This window comes from Oceanobacillus sojae (assembly GCF_900162665.1).
Lineage (GTDB): Bacteria > Bacillota > Bacilli > Bacillales > Amphibacillaceae > Oceanobacillus > Oceanobacillus sojae_A.
The window spans coordinates 689,389-709,130 of sequence record NZ_LT727812.1 but is presented as its reverse complement, the minus strand read 5'-3'; the positions used below and the strand labels follow the sequence as shown (position 1 = coordinate 709,130).

The following is a 19,742-nucleotide window of genomic DNA, read 5'->3' as shown; positions in this document are numbered from 1 at the left end:
GGGATAATTACTCTTTCCCGTCATCGAATTAGATTTTAAATTAACAATAATAGTAAACGATTAAAAATAAAAAGTCAACTTGTTTCAACTATTGGCTTTTTAGCAAATTGGTAAGTAGACTGTATAATATAAAATAAAAAAGGGGAGGCAGGCTAGATGGATATTCAAAAAATAATGATTGTCAGTCCAATGATAAACGAATTAAAAGAATACATAGAACAGTATAATCTGGATAAAGAAATCCGTTACCTGACAGAAGACAAATTAACAGAAGAAGACCTGGAATGGGCAGATACTTTCTGCGGGTTTCAAATAAAGAAAAATACAGACTACAGCAAAGTAAAGTGGGTGCATTCTTTAGGTGCCGGTGTGGACGGTTTTTTATCCGGCAGACATTGGGATGAGAATGTATTGTTAACACGGACGGTCTGCTCGTTTGGACAACGGATCGGAGAATATTGTTTAAGCTATATTTTAAGGGATGCACAAGTTCATCAGAAGTTTGCGGAGCAGCAACATGAGAAAGCCTGGAATGCAATTACTCCTGAATTATTGAGTAAGAAGAAGACCGTTATTTATGGAACTGGTGAAATTGGTCAAAAAGTAGCCGGGATTCTATCAGCCTTTGGAATGAATGTGTATGGCATATCTTTAAGCGGAAAACCAAAAGCTGCTTTTAATCAGGTAGCAGCTGTTGATTCACATTTTTCGGTTATCAAAGAAGCGGATTATGTAATTAATACATTACCGTTAACAGATAAGACAGCTGATTTATTTGATAAAGCTTTTTTTGAACAAGTAAAAGGGATTGGATTTCTCAACGTGGGCCGAGGGAAATCTGTAGATGAAGCAGCTTTAATGGAGGCAATAGAAAAAAAACAGGTGCGATTTGCTGTATTAGATGTTTTTCAGGAAGAGCCGCTGCCTGCATCCCATCCGTTCTGGGAGCATCCTGCTATCACAATAACACCGCATATTTCAGCTGTGACAACTGCAAAGGAAGCAGTGAATTGTTTTGTTGATACGCTGGAAAAAGTAGAGTCGGGACAGACGTTGGAAAATAAGGTAGATATCCAAAAAGGATATTGAGGATAATATTATATTAGTAAAGTGAAATATGAAATGTAACAAGAAAAGTATCAGTTAACAGATGCTTTTCTTCTTTTTTGTGCTGTCTAGGTATTTTTTACGGTGTCCATTTATTTTACAGGGATTTTTGTATTGTTATTTGCTATAATACAAGAAAAAGAGAGAATTTTGTTAATATACGATGCATTTATGACGGAGCAGCGCTTGAGCAGTCTGGTTCGCCCTCAGCAGGGGCGAGCGTAAACTCTGCTGAAGGCAGCTGCTATTTACTAATGAATGGCAAGGCGGTTGCTGCTATGAAAAATAAAAATAACTTAACATACCTTAAGGTTTTTAGCATTTTATTACTATTTTTGACTGGTCTTATTAGTTTACGTTTTGTGTGGATTAATTACTATAACAAGGATGATCAGCCTGTTATTACAGATGGTGTCCTTAATTTAACAGATTGGGATTTCTCCGACGAAGAGACAATTGCTTTAAATGGGGAGTGGATATTCTATCCGAATCAATTTATAGATGCATCGGATATATCCTTGGCAGGGGATCAAACATTGATTCAGGTCCCCGGTAATTGGCGAAACGAACTAAGAGCAGATAAAGAAGAGCCTTCAGACAGTTATGGGTATGGCAGTTATTATTTAAAGGTGTTATTGCCGGACTCAGGCCCTTCATTTTGGGGGCTGCGTGTGAATAATATACAAACAGCTTTTAATATTAGGGTCAATGATCAGCTGGTTGAATCTATGAACCAGCCGGCTGTGGAGAAAATGAAGCAATCTCATATACGTGGTCCGGTTACCAGTCTATTTTATGCAGACCCGGATAATAATGAGCTGGAAATTATATTGCAGGTTTCTAATTATGAGCTTCCATTTACGGGTGGGGTGGAGCGGACGATTTCTTTTGGGACAGCAGATGCTGTCAATCAGGAAACGAATCTATCCCGGTTCCTTCAGTTAACGGTTATTATCATTCTGTTTCTGCATGCCCTATATGCCTTTGCAATTTTCTTCATGAATAAAGGCAAACGGCAAACAGAATTAATTTATTTTGGTTTCATGTCGTTGCTGATTGCCATAGGTAATTTATTTGACGATGAAGTTTTTGTTCAATTGCCATTCAGCGCAGATATCTCCTTTCGGCTGCTGATCGCTATATATATTCTGGTGTTATTTGTTTTAATAAAATTTATTCAGCATTTATACCAGATGCATCAGAAGTTTATAAAGGCGTTAGGTGCCGGGACGATTATAATGGCTGTATTGACTTTGACTGTCTTTTCACTGGAGCATTTTACAGTCTTATCAATCATATTGTTTGTATACGATGCTATTGTTATTTCTTATCTTTTTATTATCACACTCAGGCAAATTGTCCAGGGCGATAAGAACGGCATTCTGATTTTACTTTTGATCTGCAGCTACACCTCTAATTTAGCGTGGGGAGCAGCAATACAAACCGGGCAGGCAGACTTTCCTTTCTACCCATTTGACTTCTTTGTGCCAATTGTTATCATCGCTATCCTGTTGATTAAGCGTCATATTCAACTAGCACAGCTGAGTGAGGAGCAGGCTGTAAGATTAATAGAGGAGGACAAGAAAAAAGACCAATTCTTAGCTAATACCTCTCATGAGATCCGCAATCCCTTACATGGAATGGTTAATATTGCGCAATCCATTATTAATAAACATAAAGACAGTTTAAATCCGGAAACGGTCAGTAATTTACAGCTGTTAGCTCAAATTGGACATCGCTTAACATTTACATTAAACGACATTCTGGATATCACAAGATTAAAAGAACAGCAGATTCTGTTACAGAAGGAGAAGCTTTCCCTGCACTCCATAACAAATGGTGTCATCGAGATGGTGCAATTTACATCTCCCAAACAGTCCATTACATTACATAACGAAATCGATAGAGACTTTCCATCTCTCTATGCGGATGAAAACCGGCTGATTCGTATTTTGTTTAATCTGATTCATAATGCGGTAAAGTATACAGAACAAGGGAACGTAATTATTTCTGCAGTGAAACGGGGAGATATGGCCTCAATTACTGTCCGGGATACAGGAAATGGAATTGCTCAAGACGCTCTGGAACGAATCTTTCTTCCTTATGAGAAGCTCAGCAAGTCTGACGTAGACAGCGGAGGGATCGGATTAGGCCTGAATATTTGCAGACAATTAATTGAACTGCATGGTGGAGAAATTAGTGTAGATTCTGAACTTGGCATAGGAACGGCCTTCACCTTTAGTATGCCTTTGGCCTCTAAGACAGGTTTGTCTCTTACACAGACAGAAATTACGAAACAAGACATATTTTATGATGATTCTGCTAATCATACAATTGGACGGTATGAACAGGCGTCTGCATCAGACAAGCCTTTGCTGCTGGTTATAGACGACGATCCTGTTAATTTAAAGGTAATGGAGAATCTTTTAGAGCCGGATTATCAGCTGCATAGCACAACAGACCCCGGGGTAGTCATGGAATGGCTGGAGAAGCAACCCTATGATCTGGTTATCTCGGATGTGATGATGTCGCCGTTCTCCGGTTATGAATTAACAAAGCGTATCAGAGAACGCTTTACTATTTCTGAATTACCTGTTTTATTATTAACAGCCCGCAACCAGACCGAGGATATCTATACCGGCTTTATATCCGGTGCAAATGATTATATTTCAAAGCCTGTCGAGGCTTTAGAACTACAGGTCAGGGTGAAAGCATTAACCGATTTAAGCCATTCCATTGATGAACAATTGCGGATGGAGGCAGCCTGGCTGCAGGCGCAAATCAAACCGCATTTTATGTTTAATACCTTGAATGCGATCGCTGCCTTAAGCAACATAGATATCGAACGGATGATTAAACTGCTGAATGAGTTTGGTAAATATCTTTCCAAAAGTTTCCATAGCAGTAATACGAAGCCATTAGTATCGCTGCGGGAGGAGCTGGAGTTAGTAGATTCCTATATTTATATTATGCAACAGCGATTTATGGGGAAGCTGACAGTGCATAAGGAGTTTGATAACGCTGAGCATATCCTCGTACCGCCGTTATCTATTCAGACAATAGTTGAAAATGCTATTAATCACGGAATTATCTCACAAAATAAACCAGGTACACTATGGCTTAAAGGCGAGCAGCTGGAAAACAGCTACCAAATTAAAATTATCGATGATGGCAAAGGTATCCCGTCAGAAATATTGGCAACACTATTCAATAAAAATGATGAAAAAAATGGTGTCGGGCTACTGAATACTGCGCAGAGATGGAAGAAACTGTTTGGCCAGGGAATTGATATCAAAAGTACAGCAGGAGAGGGGACAGAGGTTACATTGTGGATACCTAAGAAATCGTATGAATAAGACAATACAAAATTTTCTGTTCGTAATATACAGGTATAGATGAAGTCTAATTTTTAGTAAATAATAATAGATAGAATTAAAACAGCAGTCAAACGGTTATCTTTTATTCAGTTTTTTCTTTCCTTGGTTAAATTTTAATTTATCAGGATGTTTAAATACCTAAATAAAGGGAATTAATATAAGGTATGTAAATTTCATGATTTATTGTAGTAGTTCAAGGAGGAGTTAAGATGAGAGTGCAAGATAAGGTTACACTAATCACAGGAGCTGGTACAGGTATTGGAAAAGAAACAGCTCACTTATTTGCAAAAGAAGGCGCAAAGCTTATTTTGACAGATGTGAATGTAGAAGGTGTAAGAGAAACAGAAAAAGAAGTAAAAGAGCTTGGAGCAGAAGCTATTTCTATAAAGCATGATGTCAGTAAGGAAGAAGACTGGCAAGTGGTTGTCAAAGAAGCGGTTAATCAATTTGGAACCATTGATGTATTGTTTAATAATGCAGGCATATATATTATCAAACCAGTTACAGAGATTGAATTAGATACATGGAATAAATTAATGAATATCAACGTGACAGGTACATTCTTAGGCATGAAGCATGTGCTGCCGGTCATGCAGAAGCAGAAAAGCGGCTCGATTATTAACGCCTCTTCTGTAGCCGGTCTTGGCGGAGCACCTGGACATGCTTTATATGGTGCAAGTAAAGGTGCAGTCCGTATTATGAGTAAAGATGTTGCGATGGAGGTTGCCAGAGATCAGATTCGTGTGAACTCTATTCATCCGGGCTATATTGATACGCAAATGGCGGATTATGGAGCAGAATCGCAGGGGAAAACCACTGATGAAGTAGGTAAAACTTACCCGCTGGGCCGGTTGGGTAAACGGGCGGAAGTGGCGAAAACAGTGCTGTTCCTGGCATCTGATGATTCATCTTATACGACAGGTGCTGAGTTCCCGATTGATGGCGGGTCTACCAGCTCACTTTAAGAGGATATTCAAAAAGTCCAATAAAGATGACACGGCGATGAGAGGATCTTCTACTAAGAACGCCCACGTCGTGTGGGCAACGTAGAAGCCACCGCATCCTGCGGAAGTGCGTTGACTGGCATTTTTCGATGGGACTGCGATTACTCGCCCCACCAAAAGCGTTACTCACGTATTATAAAGCATAGAGGAACTTCTGTTAAGAGCGTCCACGTCCTGGGACTGCGATTACTCGTCCCATCGAAAACATTTGTGGTCAACACAGAAGTCATCACATCCTGTGAAAGTCCGTTCGGAAAATGCCAGTCGCCTTGAACTTCTTGGTCCTATTTATCGGACTTTTTGAACACGCACTTTAAATAAATGACTGAAACAAAAAGGCATATCAACCGGGCTATAATTGGTTGATATGCCTTTTTGATTAAGAATCACTAATCAGCTGGATGATTTCGTCAATAACCAGCTGAGGCTGATCTAAATGAATATTATGACTGGAATTCACAGCAAAAAACAGCTTAGCATCTTTATAAATATCCTTTTGTTCGATAATCAATTGATGCCAGGTATTTTCTAACAGCTCTGCTTCCGCTTTTGGAACCCCATCATTGATATAGTTTGATATGCATTTCTCCTTATCACGGCCAATAATAGTTACTGGAAAATCTCCTGTAAATGATAAGGATTTAATAGTTTCAGTATCTTTTTCCCAATTTGAAATTTCTTGAAGCATGGTTTTATATAATGAAGGATTTGTATAAAATGCAATTAATTTTTCCTGTGTTTTTTTTGGCAGTTTTTGCTGTTCTTTTGTTAAAACAGGATCTAATAGTTTCAAAAGTTCTGTGGGAGACAGAGCTGCGTGTTCTTTACAGGTTTCAATCCATGCAGCATCTGAATCATTTTCGTTTAGATAAGGTAAATCTAATTGATCCAGTTTATATAAATCAACAGAGGTGGAGTCTAATAGTAATAATCCTCGTATTCGATCTGGATATAATTTTGAGAAATGCTGTGCACATAAACCCCCGTAAGAGTGCCCTGCAAGGATGATCGGTTCTGTTATATTCAACTTTTCCAGTATTTGTATGATATCCTTCGTAACGTTTTCAGTAGTCCTTTTTTTATCGATGTATTCACTTTCTCCTAATCCCGGACGATGATACATAATAACCTGATTAGTTTCAGCAAGTTCAGAAGAGATTTCTTCCCATTCATAGAAGGGAGATCCCATTCCTGATAATATGAGAATTGCCGGTTTTGCTGTTCCTTTGGATAGGATTTCAACCTTTTGACCATTGATTTCGATAAAATTCAAAAAATAGCCCCCTTATAGAAATCAAAATTTGATACCGATTCCTAAATGAAGCATATCATACAATTATAAATTGATTGTGCCTCAAATCGAATAAAATACTTCCAGACTGCAATTTCATTATTCATGACAAACCGGATGTATATCCTATATAGTATAAATAGAGACATGTCTAACGTGATAAGAGGCGAGATAAGATGACAAATAAAGAACCTAAACTGACAAAAAAGCAAATAGCGATATTAGAGGCGGCAACGGATTTATTTGCAGAGAAAGGGTACGCAGGGACCTCAACGAGCGAAATTGCAAATAAAGCAGAGGTAGCAGAAGGAACAATTTTTAAGCATTTTAAATCGAAAAAAGGCCTGCTGCTGGCGATTGTTTCTCCAATGATGGTGAAATTGGTTGCGCCAATGATAAAAAATGATCTGGACAAGGTGCTTGATCAGGAATTTGAATATATTCAAGATTTTATTCGTGCCATGATTGAGAACCGGAAAGAATTTATTCATAATAATTTGCCGATGTTAAAAATATTAGTTCAGGAAATTCCTTTTCACCCAGAATTGAAGGAACAGTTTATTGAGTATGTCGGGAAGGATATTTTTGATAAGCTGAGAGAGATTATCAAGTATTATCAAGATAAAGGCCAGCTGGTTGATATGAAGGCAGATGCAATTATGCGCACAGTTGCTTCCTCTATTTTATCGTATATTGTAGCGCGTTATGTATTTCTTCCGGAAGCAAACTGGGATGAAGAAGAGGTTGAAACGGAAAGAATTATTCAAATACTGGAAAGTGGGATCATAAAGAAAAAATAAAAGGATTTCTTTTATAAGCCAAGTTTATGGAAAGCAGACTGACCTCATTTGTTGGAATGGGCAGTCTGCTTTTTTATAGTTTGAGATAATATAAAAATCTGTTATGCTTTATCACATAGAAAGCAAGAATGCCTGTTATTTCAGTATTGAAAATACAACTAAAAAACGAAAAGGAGCTATTATTGTGCTTGATTACAATAATTCCATTGCTTTACATATACAATTAAAAAATATTATTGAGAAGAAAATTGAAAAGGGGATATTTACAGACCAGATTCCAAGTGAAAGACAGCTTATGACAGATTATAATACGAGCCGAAGTACTGTCAGAGAGGCTGTTAATCTTTTAGTTCGTGAAGGAATATTGGAGAAGAGACATGGAAAAGGTACATTTGTTTCTTTAAAACCGATTCAAGATTGGCTGGGGAATTTAAGCAGTACGACGGAAACTATTATACAGATGGGAAAAAAACCGGGAGCCAAGTTAATTGCATCTTATTTGATGGAACCTCCGCACTACATTCAGGAAAAGACCGGCCTTAAAGAGGCATATTTTATTAAACGAATTCGCTATGCCGATGACACGCCAATCGGTATAGAACAGCATTACTATCCAGTCAATATTGGTGAGAAATTAATAAAATATGATCTAAATGATGTCACCTTATACGATTTGTTGGAAAATGATTTGGGAATCATACTTGCCGAAGCAGGGCAGACCATAAGCAGCGGCGCATTTTCAGATGAGGATAAGGAGAATTTGGAATTGGCAGATGGGACCAATGCCCTGATTGCTGAACGTATTATTAAGGATCGGAATAATGAAATTATTGAAATGGAAAAGGCATTTTATAGAAGTGATTTGTATACATTTAAATTAAACCTGTCGCGTAAGTTTGGGTAGAGGGAGCAGCTGAAAATTGTAAATTAAAATGGTGGTGATTAGGCTTATTTTTCATGTTAGAAAGTTTTGATATAAAATAGGACTCGTTGAACGCTCGAATGCGGGGGTTATTAAAAACAGTGATAAGACTTATTATTATTTTAAATAACTGAATATATTGAATTAGGGGTTAAGCTGGATTATACTATGAGCAGACCTATTATATTACAACTGGTTCGGACGTCAGAATCTTTATGAAGAGATTAGATTGTCTTTTAAAAATTCGAAGCAGGAGGGAGGAAACAAAGAAAGTAGTTGTTGATGCTGCAAACGGGGTAAAATATAATGACTTTTGTGTTGTGACGGCTTTTTTTAATGTTATTTTGAAGTATTTAAGGGAGACACTGGATGCTTAGAATAGTTCATTAAAGGGGAGCGGTCTTTTTATTGTGTGAATGCTTCACTGGACTGGATTCATAATAAATAAGCTGCTCCGATAAAGGATGTATAACCTGGAGACATTCCCTCATATGCTATAGGACTGGTTATTTGAAACTCAGAATAATTGTACCGTACACAAAATGGCATAACAGTCGATTCAACCGGTTCTTGGAATTTCCAGTTTCTTCTTAAATTTATAGTTTTTCAGATTGATAATCTTAGATAAATGAGGAGGTAACAAGGATGAAAGTTGAAAAAGAAATGAACAATCGGCTTGAGAAAAAAGAATCGTTATTGTGGAATGCGATGCATCGTTTTAATCCGGAAGCAGAGCAGGTAGTTGCTGTGAGAGGGGAAGGCTCATGGTTTACAGATGAATCTGGTAAAAGGTATATGGATGGGGTTTCCGGGCTGTGGTGTTTAAATCTTGGTCATGGCCGGGAGGAAATAGCTGAAGCGGCAGCGGAGCAAATGAAAAAACTTTCCTATTTTCCGTTAACAATGAGCCATCAGCCTGCCATCAAACTGGCTGCTAAGATTAGCGAGTTACTTGGTGAGAAATATCAGACGTTTTTTGCAAATAGTGGTTCGGAAGCAAATGAAACGGCATTTAAAATCGCCAGGCAATACCATAACCAGACCGGCAATCCGCAGAAATATAAAATTATTTCCCGCTACCGGGCTTATCATGGTTCAACCTTGGGGGCGCTTAGTGCAACAGCACAGGCTAACAGACGAGTCAAATATGATCCGACAGTGCCGGGATTTTTGCATGTTTACCCGCCGTACAGCTATCGCTCCATTTTTAATGGAAGTGCAGAGGAGTCGGATTTGAAAGCAGCACAGCTGTTGGAAGAAATGATTAACTGGGAGGGCGAAGAAACCATAGCTGCATTTATTATGGAGCCTTTTATCTCCGGCGGCGGGGTTATTATCCCGTCGATGAAATATATTCAATGCGTATCTGAAATTTGCAAGCAACACAATATCCTTTTAATAATGGATGAGGTTGTGTCAGGCTATGGACGCACCGGGAAAATGTTTGGATTTCAGCATGCGGCAGGAGTGCAGCCTGATATTGTAACAATGGCGAAAGGACTGACCAGTGGTTATCTGCCCTTGGGTGCTACTGCGGTTAAATCTGAAATATATAATGTATTTCAAAAGGACGGGAAGGACTCGCATTTTCGGCATGTTTCCACATACGGCGGGCATCCGGCAGCGTGTGCGGTAGCGCTGAAAAATATTGAAATCATTGAAAATGAGAATATCATTGAGCGTGTAAATAACCTTGCGCAAACTAAATTGGCCGACTTGCATCAATTAATCGATCATAAAAATGTGGGGGAAGTCAGGCAGACTGGTTTTCTATTGGGGATTGAGATGGTAGAAGATAAACAGTCCAAAATACCATTAGCTGATGAGAAATTAGCCAGGATAATTGGATTGTGTAAAGAAAAAGGACTGATTATCGGCAAGAATGGAGATACCATCCCGGGTCACAATAATGTTATTATTGCTGCACCTCCATTAACCAGTACAGAGGAAGATTTGGAATTTTTAATTGATACATTGCAGTGGGCCATCCGCAGTATGTAATTGACGCGTTTGTTGCAGAAGCAAATTTCACCAGATTAAAAAGTGCTCCAATAAAGCACTTTTTAATCTGGTATAAATAATTACTGATATTTGTACAGTTATTTTAAATAGATACTTCCGTAAAATGATCGGTTAAGTCACAGCGCTATTCTAAATTAAGAAAAATTTCCTCAAGTGACGGCTCTTCTACCTCCAGCCGAAATACACCGATATCCTGTTGTACAAATTTTTTGTTTACCTGTGGAATGAGCTCATTTGCCTGGACGGTAATTTCTGAAGTATTCTCAGCAATTTGGGTGTCCGCAGCAAGATCTTTGAGAGAATTTTTCAATTGCGTCTGTTCTTTTTCAGAGAGGGAACGGTGATGAATATGGACTATAATAGCCTGCTGATACTGTTCACGCAGCTGTTTCATCGTTCCCTGTGTTTGAATGCTTCCCTTGTTCATAATGGCAATTTCATCACATAGCTTCTCCACTTCATTTAAATTATGTGAAGTTAAGAAAACGGTCGTTCCTTGTGCGGCAATTTCTTTGATTAAAGAATGGATATTTAAAACAGCGTTGGCATCAACACCTGATGTGGGTTCATCAAGGAAGAGCAGCTTCGGCTGGTGAATAATGCTCTGAGCAATTCCTAATTTCTTTTTCATTCCAAACGAAAACTTTTTCACTTTTACATGGACAGCGTCCTCTAATCCGACCCGTGTGAGAACACGGTGAATATCCTGCCTGGAAAGAGATTGCTTTAATAATTTCTGAAAATAGTTTAAATGGCTGAACGCAGTAAGATCGTCGTAGAATGTGGAGTAATCCGGCAGGACTCCGATTTCTTTTTGAAGAGATTCGAGTCTGTTTCCTGATTGTCCCAAAACCTCGAATGAGCCGGAGCTGGGTTTAATCAGTCCGGTTACCATATTAATCAGGGTTGATTTGCCGGCTCCATTTTTACCGAGGAAACCAAAAATGGATCCTTGAGGAATATGTAAATCAACAGAATCGACAACCGTTTTCTTGCCATATGTTTTTGTTAACTGATTAGTTTGCAAAGCTTCCATTATAAATCCCTCTTTCTAAAAATAAATACGCTTAGTAAAATAAATAAAATGGGGAAAAATGCTACGAAATAAGCGTAATAATTATTGGATTCTTCCTGCATGTAATAAAAATAAGGTGTCACGTAGCCGACCGCTTTAATAAAAAGGTTGTCTGTTCCTGCACTCCATAAACCAAGCACCGGTAAAGCAATTGAGATAATAATTCCTAAAAACATACTTAAAGACGGCTTAGGGATAATGGTGGATAGAAAAAGTGTCAAGCCGACGAAGTAAGACACGAAAATAATCGATTGAACCAGGTTTACAATGGAAAATGACTTTGAAAATGGGATGATAAGCAATAATGCAACAGTGATACATACTGCCCAAAATAAAAAGCTTCCGATAAATTTTCCAAGGATAATGTTGCTCCGGCTTGTCTTTGTTGCTAAAAATCGGATGGTCCGTGTATCCATTTCTTTATTGACGATGTTGTGGGATAAGCTGGTTACAAACAATGGAGCAGCTAAAATTAATAAAAGCATTAATCCCATGGCATAAGCATCATTTCCAAGGCCTAATTCCTGCAGGGGGGCCTCGAATTGACGGACTAATCTTGCAGAACCGATAGTTACTCCAAAAAGGACGACAATAATTACAATAGAGCGGATGCTCGAAAATAAACTTTTAAATTCTCTAAAACCAACTGTAAGCATAAATCAATCTCCTCTTTTTCTATATATATTAGCTGGCAGAACGACTGCGGGTCATTGCCATAACCCCGGCTGTCAGATAGAAAATACCGCTGAAAATTCCTAAACCGATTGTTGAAAGTGTTCCAAGGATTGCTGTCACTATCAACAAAATTCCTGCAGTTTTTCCTTTATTTTCTTTTTTGAATAAGAAAATGGCAACTGCCCCTAAGATCATCCAGGCAAATGAAACTGCAGATAAATAGATAAAAAGATAGCCTATATAACTGATAAGCTGCTGTTCACTGAATTCATCTATATTCTCGTCCTCCATAAAAGACTGGACAAGCTCCAATGTTTCGGGACTTCCCTCAAGGTTGCCATACAGCAGGATACTGCCTGCGAACAAAATCCCAAACAATAAAATACCAATGGCTGTTAAAATGGTTTCTGTTTTATACTTCATTTCATATTCTCCTCCTCCTGTTTCTTGATTCTTACTCTAGCAAACACAGCTGTCTTGTATTTGAACAGAACTTTACCAATAAATAAAAAAAGCTCTGATTTGTTCAACTGTTCGTAAACTTGCTGTGTTAAGCTACCTATTGGAGGTGTTGTACGTGGAGGAACAGACAGATATTTTAATCGTCGATGATGAAAAAGCAATTGTGAGTATGCTGGAGATGATGCTGAAGAAGGAAGGGTTCCAGCATGTACATAAAGCTTATACAGGGCAGGAAGCCATACATATATTAAAGGAACATAAAATAGAAGTTATTATTTTGGATGTGATGCTGCCGGATGGAAGCGGATTTGATTTTTGTCCGAAGATCAGAGAGCTTACGGATGCCTATATTCTCTTTTTAACGGCAAAAGTATCTGACTTAGATGTGTTAACAGGTTTTGCGACAGGCGGAGACGACTATGTTACAAAACCATTTAATCCATTAGAAGTAGCGGCAAGAATCAAAGCGTATTTAAGAAGGAAATCAACTAAAAAAGAAACCTGTGCATTTGAAAAATCCGGTAAATATGACTTTGGCCGTTTTATATTGGATGAAAATGCAGGAGAACTGAAGGTTAATGGAGAAAGCGTTCCGTGTCCAACGCAGGTTTACTTACTGCTTCTTTACTTATGTAAGCATCCGAACAGAATTTTTTCTAAAGCGGATTTACTGGAGGCTGTTTGGGGATTTGAGCATTATGCAGATGAAAATACGGTCTCGGTACATATTAGAAGAATCCGGGAAAGGATTGAGGCAAATCCAAGTAAACCGGAATTACTGCTGACTGTACGGGGATTGGGATATAAATTGGTGAAAGGGAATGCCTCATGAAGAAATTACGGAGCCGGTTGTTTTTTCATTTTTCGATTCAGTTTGGTTTTATTTCTTTGTTAATGATAGTTGTTGCAGTCCTTGCCACACTTATAGGCGGTTATTTTCTTGTAGAATTGGAGAGAGAGGCAGATTATTATCAGTACCAGTTAGATGAGCTTGTCATTGAAGTTGGCGATCCGCTCGAATATATAAAGAGCAATGAAGATATGGATGATTTATTACCAAAGAGCATGTGGCTGCAGATTATTGATGAAAAGGGAAAGGTTATTATATCTGGAAATGCACCTGGAAATTTGAAGGAGAGCTATAACAGTATTGATATTGAGCATATGAAGGAACGGAAGCAGTTAGAGGAATATTCTATAAAGTATACATTAGAACAGCCTTTATTCGAAGATTCTTATTTATTTGTATTAGGTTATAAAGATCCTGGTGCTCTAATTTTGAGTGAATTTATAGAAAATGTTAATTCTGATGGCAGGATTGCGGAAGAAAACCAATCCCAGGTAGAGGAAAAACTGAATCAACTTGGAGGAACACTGGCTGTTTATAATAATAAAGGGGATATTATACAGCAATTTGGAAGTAATGAGCATATAAAGAAGCCGCCATTAGAAATGATTGAAAGAGAAACCTCTCCAGATCATTTTTCTGAGAATCAGTACACCTTTTGGGACAGTGATTCTGGGAATACATGGATTTTAACTTCACCAAATGAGAAAAAGCAGAAGCTTCCATCACCGGTGTTAAAAAAACCTATTCTTATAGTTGCTGGTATAGCTGGAGGTATTTTACTAATAACATTGCTAATTGCTTTTTGGAACAGCTTCCGTTATGGAAGCCCTTTGTTTATTTTTTCAAATTGGCTGAACCGGATGGGAAATGGAAACTATAAAGAAGTGTTAACAGAGCAGGAGAGAAAAAAAGTGTATCGTAAAAATGGTAAATTAAAAAGACGATATAAATTATATAAAGAGGTATTCCAGGCATTTGATGATATGGCTGCCAAACTGGATGCTTCGCGAAAAGAAAGAGAACAGCTGGAAAAAAGCAGAGAGGAATGGGTTGCAGGAATTTCCCATGATCTCCGTACACCGCTGACCACCATGGAGGGCTATGGCCGCCTGCTGGGAAATAGGGAATACGACTGGTCCAAGCAGGAGCTTCAGGAGATTGGAGATACCATTACTGATAAAAGTGATTATATGGTCGATTTAATCGAAGACTTTACGCTCAGCTTTCGGCTGAAAAATGATGCCGATAGCTTAACATTCAGTCTGGTGAACATCAATGAATTTATGAAACAGATTCTGGAGAAGTTTCAAAAGGATGTAGCCTTTAAAGATTATCAGATTGTATACAAACCCATTCATCCAGATAGAAAAATTGAAGTTAATGAGCGGTTATTTGAAAGAATGATAGATAACCTGGTGTACAATGCCTGGAAGCATAATTCGCCTGAAACAGCTGTTAAAATAGAAACAGTTGAATTGGAAGAAGAAAGAGGATTGGAAATCAGAATTATTGATAATGGAACCGGGATGGATGAAGAAACACAAAAGCATCTGTTCACCCGCTATTACCGCGGAACCAATACAGAGGAGAGAAATGAAGGGACAGGGCTTGGCATGAGTATTGCTTTACAAATTGCCAAGCTGCATCAGGGAGAGATTTCTGTCCAATCTGAAAAAGATAAGGGTACAATCGTAACGGCGGTTTTGCCTTATGATAAAGATTAATCAAAGAGCGCGTTACGGCTAATAACAGCTGTAACGCGCTCTTACATAATATGAAACCTTACACATAAGCATTCTTAAATTGAACAGGAAATAACCGGAATATCAGCCGATTTTACAAGATAATCAAAGAGTTATAATTTTTCAATAACCTCATCAATATTATTCCATTCATAAATTAATTCGTTTAATATTTTTTCGCCAATTTTAATTTGAAGTGTTTGAACTAATTTTGCACCATAATATTCATAAAAGTAACGTGTTTTGTTTTCTTCAAGGACTTCAACAAATACCTTTTCATAATTCAATTGTTGAAAATGCTTAAATAGTTCTTGAAGCAGCTTTTTACCTATTCCTTCTCCTTGATAGTCTTCAAGCAGGTAAATAGACGTTAGATCTCCTGTATTATCTTCATTATTATCTTGCTTTTTCCCTGCAGTTCCAAAACCTATTATTTGGTTTATTTCATTCATAGCAACTACAATATAATTTTCTTCATTCACAATATTACGTTTCCATAATTCTGTCCGGTCTTCATAAGTTAAATTATTTAAAAAGTCATCTGGAATAATGCCTTTATAAGTCGTTCTCCAGCTGTCAACGTGAACTTTTGCAATGCCTGCTGCATCATCTAATTGAGCTCTTCGTATGATCATATTTACACCTCTGTTATGTAATAAAATAATTCCTTAATATAATAATTTCAACAAGAAAGAATACTTCTCCTTCTTTTTGGAAAGCATTCGTTAGCTTAACAGTATTCAAACCGGTTTTATTTTTATAGCAAAACAATTATTCAATAATCTTCTTCTTTCATGAACCTTTGAACAATTGTAAAATCACCTATAATCTGTGAAACAGTTAAAGAAGGAATCGCTTCTTTGTTAATATTCTCTTTTTCAGGAAGGAATAATAATAGAGCTGTCAAGGCATAGGAAATGTCATTCAACCATAATGTTACTTCAACGGAAGTTAATAGTATCAAAGATCCGCCAATGACCTAGTGTTATTTTAATTAAATACTCCCCGGCCCAATATACTCAGAAAGTGGCCGGAAAATCCGATTATTTTCAGCCTGTTCAAGAACATGAGCACACCAGCCGGCAGCTCTGCTGGCAGTGAATGTAGGAGTATACAGCATCTTAGGCAGATCTACAGCCTTGAATACAGCAGCTGCATAAAACTCAACATTTGTATAAAGTCTTCGCCCAGGTTTGTACTCTTCCAACAGACGGATAGCTGTATCCTCCACATGTCTGGCAAGTAAAAACCAATCGTCATCGGCCGATAAACTTTCCGTTACATCTCTCAATGCTTCAGCCCGGGGGTCATTGGTTTTATAAACACGGTGACCGAATCCCATCAGTTTTTCCTTGTTATTCAGTTTTTTCCTTAACCAATCTTCAGTATCTTCCACTGTTTCTATTTCGTTTAGCATGGATATGACACCAGTTGGCGCACCTCCATGCAACGGTCCCTTCATGGCACCGATAGCTCCGGTAACTGCAGAGAACAAATCAGATTCAGTAGATGCAATCACTCTTGATGTGAAGGTGGCAGCATTCATGCCATGCTCTGCTGTAAGGACAAAATAAGCATTCATCACCCTTACATGTGCATCTTTTGGTTTTTTGCCAGTAAGCATATATAAATAATTGGCAACATGATCTAATTGATTATTCGGCGGAACAAATTCTAAATGATGTAAAGATCTGTAACGATAAGCAAGTATCGTTGGTATCACAGCAGTTATATGGACTGCCTCTTCTAATGTTGGCGGCCATTCCGGTTTTGCTTTTAATGCAGATATACATGTTCTTAAAACAGCCATCATTTCCATATCTTCCGGTAATTCATCGATAATGCGAACAATATCTGCGGGTAATTTCCTTGCTTCATGAAGCTGCTTTTTCAACTTTTCTAATTCATTTTTGCCGGGTAAATAGCCATACCAAAGTAAATGGACAACTTCTTCAAATGCATGCTTGCGAGCTAATTCATCCGCACGATAGCCGCGAAAAATCAAACGTCCATTCTCACCATCTATAGAACTTAAATTGGTTTGCACGGCGATAACGCCTTCAAGACCAGGTCGGAAACTCATAAAAACCCTCCAATTTTATTGTTGTTTATATTATAAATGAAATATATAATAATGAATATTAGTTATTTAGTTAATAATTGATTAAAAAACATAATCAATTGAGGTGATAATATGAATATTAATTGGTTACGGACTTTTATCATAGCTGCAGAAAATGAAAATTTCAGAAAAACAGCAGAAAAACTGTACATGGCTCAACCCACCGTAACAGCACATATTAAGCAGCTTGAAAGAGATATAGGTACACAATTTTTTAGGAAATCTGGACGCAGTATCGTTCTTACAGAAGCCGGCCGCCGATTCTTGCCCCATGCCCGATCGATATTATCCTCTTATGACCGGAGTACGCATGATTTGCTGGCCTGGGAACAGGGGTATAAAAGAAAACTGAACATTGCAGTTTCTCCATTACTGGCAGCCACGATTCTCCCGTATATTGTTAGACAATTTATGGAGCGGCATGTAGATGTTGAAGTTATCGTGCAAGTAAAAGATTCCAAAGAAATTAGTGAAATGATTGAAAGAGGAGAAGCTGATCTGGGACTGCTGCAGATGAAGCCTTTACAAAAAACATTATATGTGGAAAAAATAAAGGAAGATAAGGTAGTCTGTGTATGTCCGCATGATGGCGGTGATCTGGAAAGCAGTCCGCCGATTGATATCCGCGACCTATTCGAAAATCAGACATTATTCACTTATAATCACCCGGAGTACTGGGAGGATCTATTGAGTGCCATCCATGCAAAGTATCCTAAGGTGCGTACCATGGTCGTTACACAGGTTCATATTACAAAAAGATTTATTGAAGAGGGGCTGGGTTTTTCTTTTCTCCCAGAAATATCTCTGAATCGGGAACTGATGGAAGGGCGTCTGCTGGAAGTAAGAACACCGGAATTAAAGCTTCCAAGGGCATCTACTTATATCATTACTCGTGAGGACACAGAAGAAAACAGGTTATTCCGATCTTTTCTCAAAGAATATTTCACATACTAGTCTGGCATTTTCTAAACCTTAGAAGATAATTATTAGAAAAAATGCTTTCTATAAAGACTTGACAATAAAAACGATAATATATAAAATAAAGGTAACTACTTGATTTTACAAAGTAGTGACAAAATAATTTATTATGCTAATGGATATACAGATCATTAGCTTTTTTTACAAATAGCTATCTTGTTAAACAATATAGTGTCTGGAGTTGATGTGATGTCGATACGGAGTCAGCTGTTAAAAGGGATTTTAGATGGCTGTATTTTAGCTGTGATAGCAGAGGAATCAGTATATGGCTATGAGCTTTCAAGGAAGTTACAGCAGGTCGGATTAAACGATGTAAGTGAGGGGACAATTTATCCTGTTTTATTACGCCTGCAAAAGAATGGCATGATTGAAGGAGAGATGAGACCTTCCGATTCTGGTCCGAATCGTAAATATTATGATATTACCGCGCAAGGTGAAGAAGCGCTTGAAATGATTCAGGAGGAATGGAGGATTTTAGTAGATCCAGTCAACGAATTATTGCAAAGGGGGAAAATAAATGAACGCGAAACAGATGATTGAGGAGAATAATCAAAAGCGGGAGCAATTAACTGAGGATAACGAAAAATATTATTCGGATCTTATGCTGTATATTCGAACGAATTGGCAAGTATCCGAACAGCATACAGAAGAGTTACTTCTTGAATTGCTTAATCATTTACTTGAAGGACAGCAAGAAGGGAAGACCGCAATCGATATATTTGGCGAGGAACCTAAAGAATATGCTGACCAATTGATTGAGCAGCTTCCTGAAGAGGAAAAAAGGTCATGGTTTACCTTTTTTGCCTCCGTGTTTCTTTTTCAAATCGTACCATATGTTTTGATTATTCGAGGCGTGGTATTACTGGTGCTGCCGCTATTTACAGAAGTAAATGACCAGGTGAATATTTTTAAATTGTTAATTACAGCTATATTATTAGGTGTCATGGCAATGGGAGTAGTACGTTATATTATGAATGTCATCCATCGTTCTGTTTTTAAAAAGAATCATGCAGAATGGAAAGATTCTGTGAAAGTAGGGGCAGTAGCAGCTGTAGGTATGGGAGCTTTTATTTTAATCAGTGTATGGCTGCCTGAAGTCGGTCCGTCTTTCCGTTTTACTTGGTGGTTATCCCTTCTTTTAGGAGGAGTGATATGGGGTATTTCCAAGGTGGTTAAAAGTAACTAATGAATTATAGAAGTTCTACATTGTCCCGTCTATTCAATGTGAAAAGAGGAACGTGTTAATACAGTTTTAAAAGTTTACACATCGCCTCTTAATCTAAACAAAAAAAGTAAGGCAACAAAGAATATCAAA

At 37.9% G+C, this 19,742-nt stretch carries 17 protein-coding genes; 11 read left to right on the top strand and 6 right to left on the bottom strand.

The genetic code is table 11. The annotated features are described in order from the left end of the window. The first annotated feature begins 156 nt into the window (after positions 1–156). The 3 genes from BN1068_RS14225 to BN1068_RS14215 all read left to right on the top strand — a co-directional run bounded on the left by BN1068_RS14225 (position 157) and on the right by BN1068_RS14215 (position 5,449). Positions 157–1,089 (top strand): D-2-hydroxyacid dehydrogenase, encoded by a 933-nt coding sequence (locus tag BN1068_RS14225; protein ID WP_077603510.1) that lies wholly within the window; start codon positions 157–159, stop codon positions 1,087–1,089. 296 nt (positions 1,090–1,385) lie between these two features. Then, positions 1,386–4,463, top strand: coding sequence for a hybrid sensor histidine kinase/response regulator (locus tag BN1068_RS14220; protein ID WP_175637154.1), 3,078 nt, complete (start codon positions 1,386–1,388; stop codon positions 4,461–4,463). 230 nt (positions 4,464–4,693) lie between these two features. Then, positions 4,694–5,449: an SDR family NAD(P)-dependent oxidoreductase gene (locus tag BN1068_RS14215; protein ID WP_077603508.1), complete on the top strand. Its 756-nt coding sequence runs from the start codon at positions 4,694–4,696 to the stop codon at positions 5,447–5,449. 418 nt (positions 5,450–5,867) lie between these two features. Here the strand turns inward: BN1068_RS14215 and BN1068_RS14210 are convergent, their stop codons facing one another. Next, positions 5,868–6,761 (bottom strand): alpha/beta fold hydrolase, encoded by an 894-nt coding sequence (locus tag BN1068_RS14210; protein ID WP_077603507.1) that lies wholly within the window; start codon positions 6,759–6,761, stop codon positions 5,868–5,870. Positions 6,762–6,955: 194 nt separating this feature from the next. Between BN1068_RS14210 and BN1068_RS14205 the strand changes: the two genes are divergently transcribed. The 3 genes from BN1068_RS14205 (at position 6,956) to BN1068_RS14195 (ending at position 10,502) form a co-directional block, all read left to right on the top strand. Further along, the gene (locus BN1068_RS14205; protein WP_077603506.1) at positions 6,956–7,579 is read left to right on the top strand and encodes a TetR/AcrR family transcriptional regulator; all 624 of its coding nucleotides are present in this window, start codon (positions 6,956–6,958) and stop codon (positions 7,577–7,579) included. Positions 7,580–7,763: 184 nt separating this feature from the next. Further along, entirely contained in the window at positions 7,764–8,483 is a 720-nt protein-coding gene (locus BN1068_RS14200) for a GntR family transcriptional regulator (RefSeq protein WP_311200273.1), read from the top strand. 663 nt (positions 8,484–9,146) lie between these two features. Further along, a complete protein-coding gene (locus BN1068_RS14195) occupies positions 9,147–10,502 on the top strand; it encodes an aminotransferase (RefSeq protein WP_077603504.1) in 1,356 nt (451 codons plus the stop codon). 145 nt (positions 10,503–10,647) lie between these two features. On the opposite strand, the gene BN1068_RS14190 is transcribed toward BN1068_RS14195, so the two are convergent. From BN1068_RS14190 to BN1068_RS14180, 3 genes are read right to left on the bottom strand one after another with little or no spacing between them, the layout of a single operon-like run. Further along, on the bottom strand, positions 10,648–11,559 hold the full coding sequence (locus tag BN1068_RS14190) for an ABC transporter ATP-binding protein (protein WP_077603503.1): 912 nt from the start codon (positions 11,557–11,559) through the stop codon (positions 10,648–10,650). Next, on the bottom strand, positions 11,559–12,254 hold the full coding sequence (locus BN1068_RS14185) for an ABC transporter permease (RefSeq protein ID WP_077603502.1): 696 nt from the start codon (positions 12,252–12,254) through the stop codon (positions 11,559–11,561). The genes BN1068_RS14190 and BN1068_RS14185 overlap by 1 nt, the downstream gene beginning before the upstream one ends. 28 nt (positions 12,255–12,282) lie before the next feature. Further along, positions 12,283–12,696, bottom strand: a complete 414-nt coding sequence (locus tag BN1068_RS14180) for a DUF4064 domain-containing protein (RefSeq protein ID WP_077603501.1) — start codon at positions 12,694–12,696, stop codon at positions 12,283–12,285. 154 nt (positions 12,697–12,850) lie between these two features. On the opposite strand from BN1068_RS14180, the gene BN1068_RS14175 reads away from it, so the two are divergent. Continuing rightward, a complete protein-coding gene (locus BN1068_RS14175; protein ID WP_303046896.1) occupies positions 12,851–13,567 on the top strand; it encodes a response regulator transcription factor in 717 nt (238 codons plus the stop codon). After that, the gene (locus BN1068_RS14170) at positions 13,564–15,309 is read left to right on the top strand and encodes a sensor histidine kinase (protein ID WP_077603500.1); all 1,746 of its coding nucleotides are present in this window, start codon (positions 13,564–13,566) and stop codon (positions 15,307–15,309) included. Before BN1068_RS14175 ends, BN1068_RS14170 begins: the two co-directional genes overlap by 4 nt. Before the next feature lie 131 nt (positions 15,310–15,440). On the opposite strand, the gene BN1068_RS14165 is transcribed toward BN1068_RS14170, so the two are convergent. Continuing rightward, positions 15,441–15,962, bottom strand: a complete 522-nt coding sequence (locus BN1068_RS14165; protein WP_077603499.1) for a GNAT family N-acetyltransferase — start codon at positions 15,960–15,962, stop codon at positions 15,441–15,443. Between the two features lie 359 nt (positions 15,963–16,321). Further along, on the bottom strand, positions 16,322–17,410 hold the full coding sequence (locus BN1068_RS14155; RefSeq protein WP_077603497.1) for a citrate synthase/methylcitrate synthase: 1,089 nt from the start codon (positions 17,408–17,410) through the stop codon (positions 16,322–16,324). 111 nt (positions 17,411–17,521) lie between these two features. Here BN1068_RS14155 and BN1068_RS14150 point away from each other — a divergent pair, with 111 nt between their 5' ends. The 3 genes from BN1068_RS14150 (at position 17,522) to BN1068_RS14140 (ending at position 19,613) form a co-directional block, all read left to right on the top strand. Further along, positions 17,522–18,403: a LysR family transcriptional regulator gene (locus BN1068_RS14150; RefSeq protein ID WP_077603496.1), complete on the top strand. Its 882-nt coding sequence runs from the start codon at positions 17,522–17,524 to the stop codon at positions 18,401–18,403. Positions 18,404–18,616: 213 nt separating this feature from the next. Next, entirely contained in the window at positions 18,617–18,967 is a 351-nt protein-coding gene (locus BN1068_RS14145) for a PadR family transcriptional regulator (RefSeq protein ID WP_077603495.1), read from the top strand. After that, the gene (locus tag BN1068_RS14140) at positions 18,945–19,613 is read left to right on the top strand and encodes a DUF1129 family protein (RefSeq protein ID WP_077603494.1); all 669 of its coding nucleotides are present in this window, start codon (positions 18,945–18,947) and stop codon (positions 19,611–19,613) included. The genes BN1068_RS14145 and BN1068_RS14140 overlap by 23 nt, the downstream gene beginning before the upstream one ends. Positions 19,614–19,742 lie beyond the last annotated feature (129 nt).

Bases quoted from the DNA above. Each gene is read 5' to 3' on its own strand.
- BN1068_RS14225 (WP_077603510.1), top strand. From the start codon at position 157: ATGGATATTCAAAAAATAATGATTGTCAGTCCAATGATAAACGAATTA.
- BN1068_RS14220 (WP_175637154.1), top strand. From the start codon at position 1,386: ATGAAAAATAAAAATAACTTAACATACCTTAAGGTTTTTAGCATTTTA.
- BN1068_RS14215 (WP_077603508.1), top strand. From the start codon at position 4,694: ATGAGAGTGCAAGATAAGGTTACACTAATCACAGGAGCTGGTACAGGT.
- BN1068_RS14205 (WP_077603506.1), top strand. From the start codon at position 6,956: ATGACAAATAAAGAACCTAAACTGACAAAAAAGCAAATAGCGATATTA.
- BN1068_RS14195 (WP_077603504.1), top strand. From the start codon at position 9,147: ATGAAAGTTGAAAAAGAAATGAACAATCGGCTTGAGAAAAAAGAATCG.
- BN1068_RS14190 (WP_077603503.1), bottom strand. From the start codon at position 11,559: ATGGAAGCTTTGCAAACTAATCAGTTAACAAAAACATATGGCAAGAAA.
- BN1068_RS14185 (WP_077603502.1), bottom strand. From the start codon at position 12,254: ATGCTTACAGTTGGTTTTAGAGAATTTAAAAGTTTATTTTCGAGCATC.
- BN1068_RS14180 (WP_077603501.1), bottom strand. From the start codon at position 12,696: ATGAAGTATAAAACAGAAACCATTTTAACAGCCATTGGTATTTTATTG.
- BN1068_RS14170 (WP_077603500.1), top strand. From the start codon at position 13,564: ATGAAGAAATTACGGAGCCGGTTGTTTTTTCATTTTTCGATTCAGTTT.
- BN1068_RS14165 (WP_077603499.1), bottom strand. From the start codon at position 15,962: ATGATCATACGAAGAGCTCAATTAGATGATGCAGCAGGCATTGCAAAA.
- BN1068_RS14155 (WP_077603497.1), bottom strand. From the start codon at position 17,410: ATGAGTTTCCGACCTGGTCTTGAAGGCGTTATCGCCGTGCAAACCAAT.
- BN1068_RS14150 (WP_077603496.1), top strand. From the start codon at position 17,522: ATGAATATTAATTGGTTACGGACTTTTATCATAGCTGCAGAAAATGAA.
- BN1068_RS14145 (WP_077603495.1), top strand. From the start codon at position 18,617: ATGTCGATACGGAGTCAGCTGTTAAAAGGGATTTTAGATGGCTGTATT.
- BN1068_RS14140 (WP_077603494.1), top strand. From the start codon at position 18,945: ATGAACGCGAAACAGATGATTGAGGAGAATAATCAAAAGCGGGAGCAA.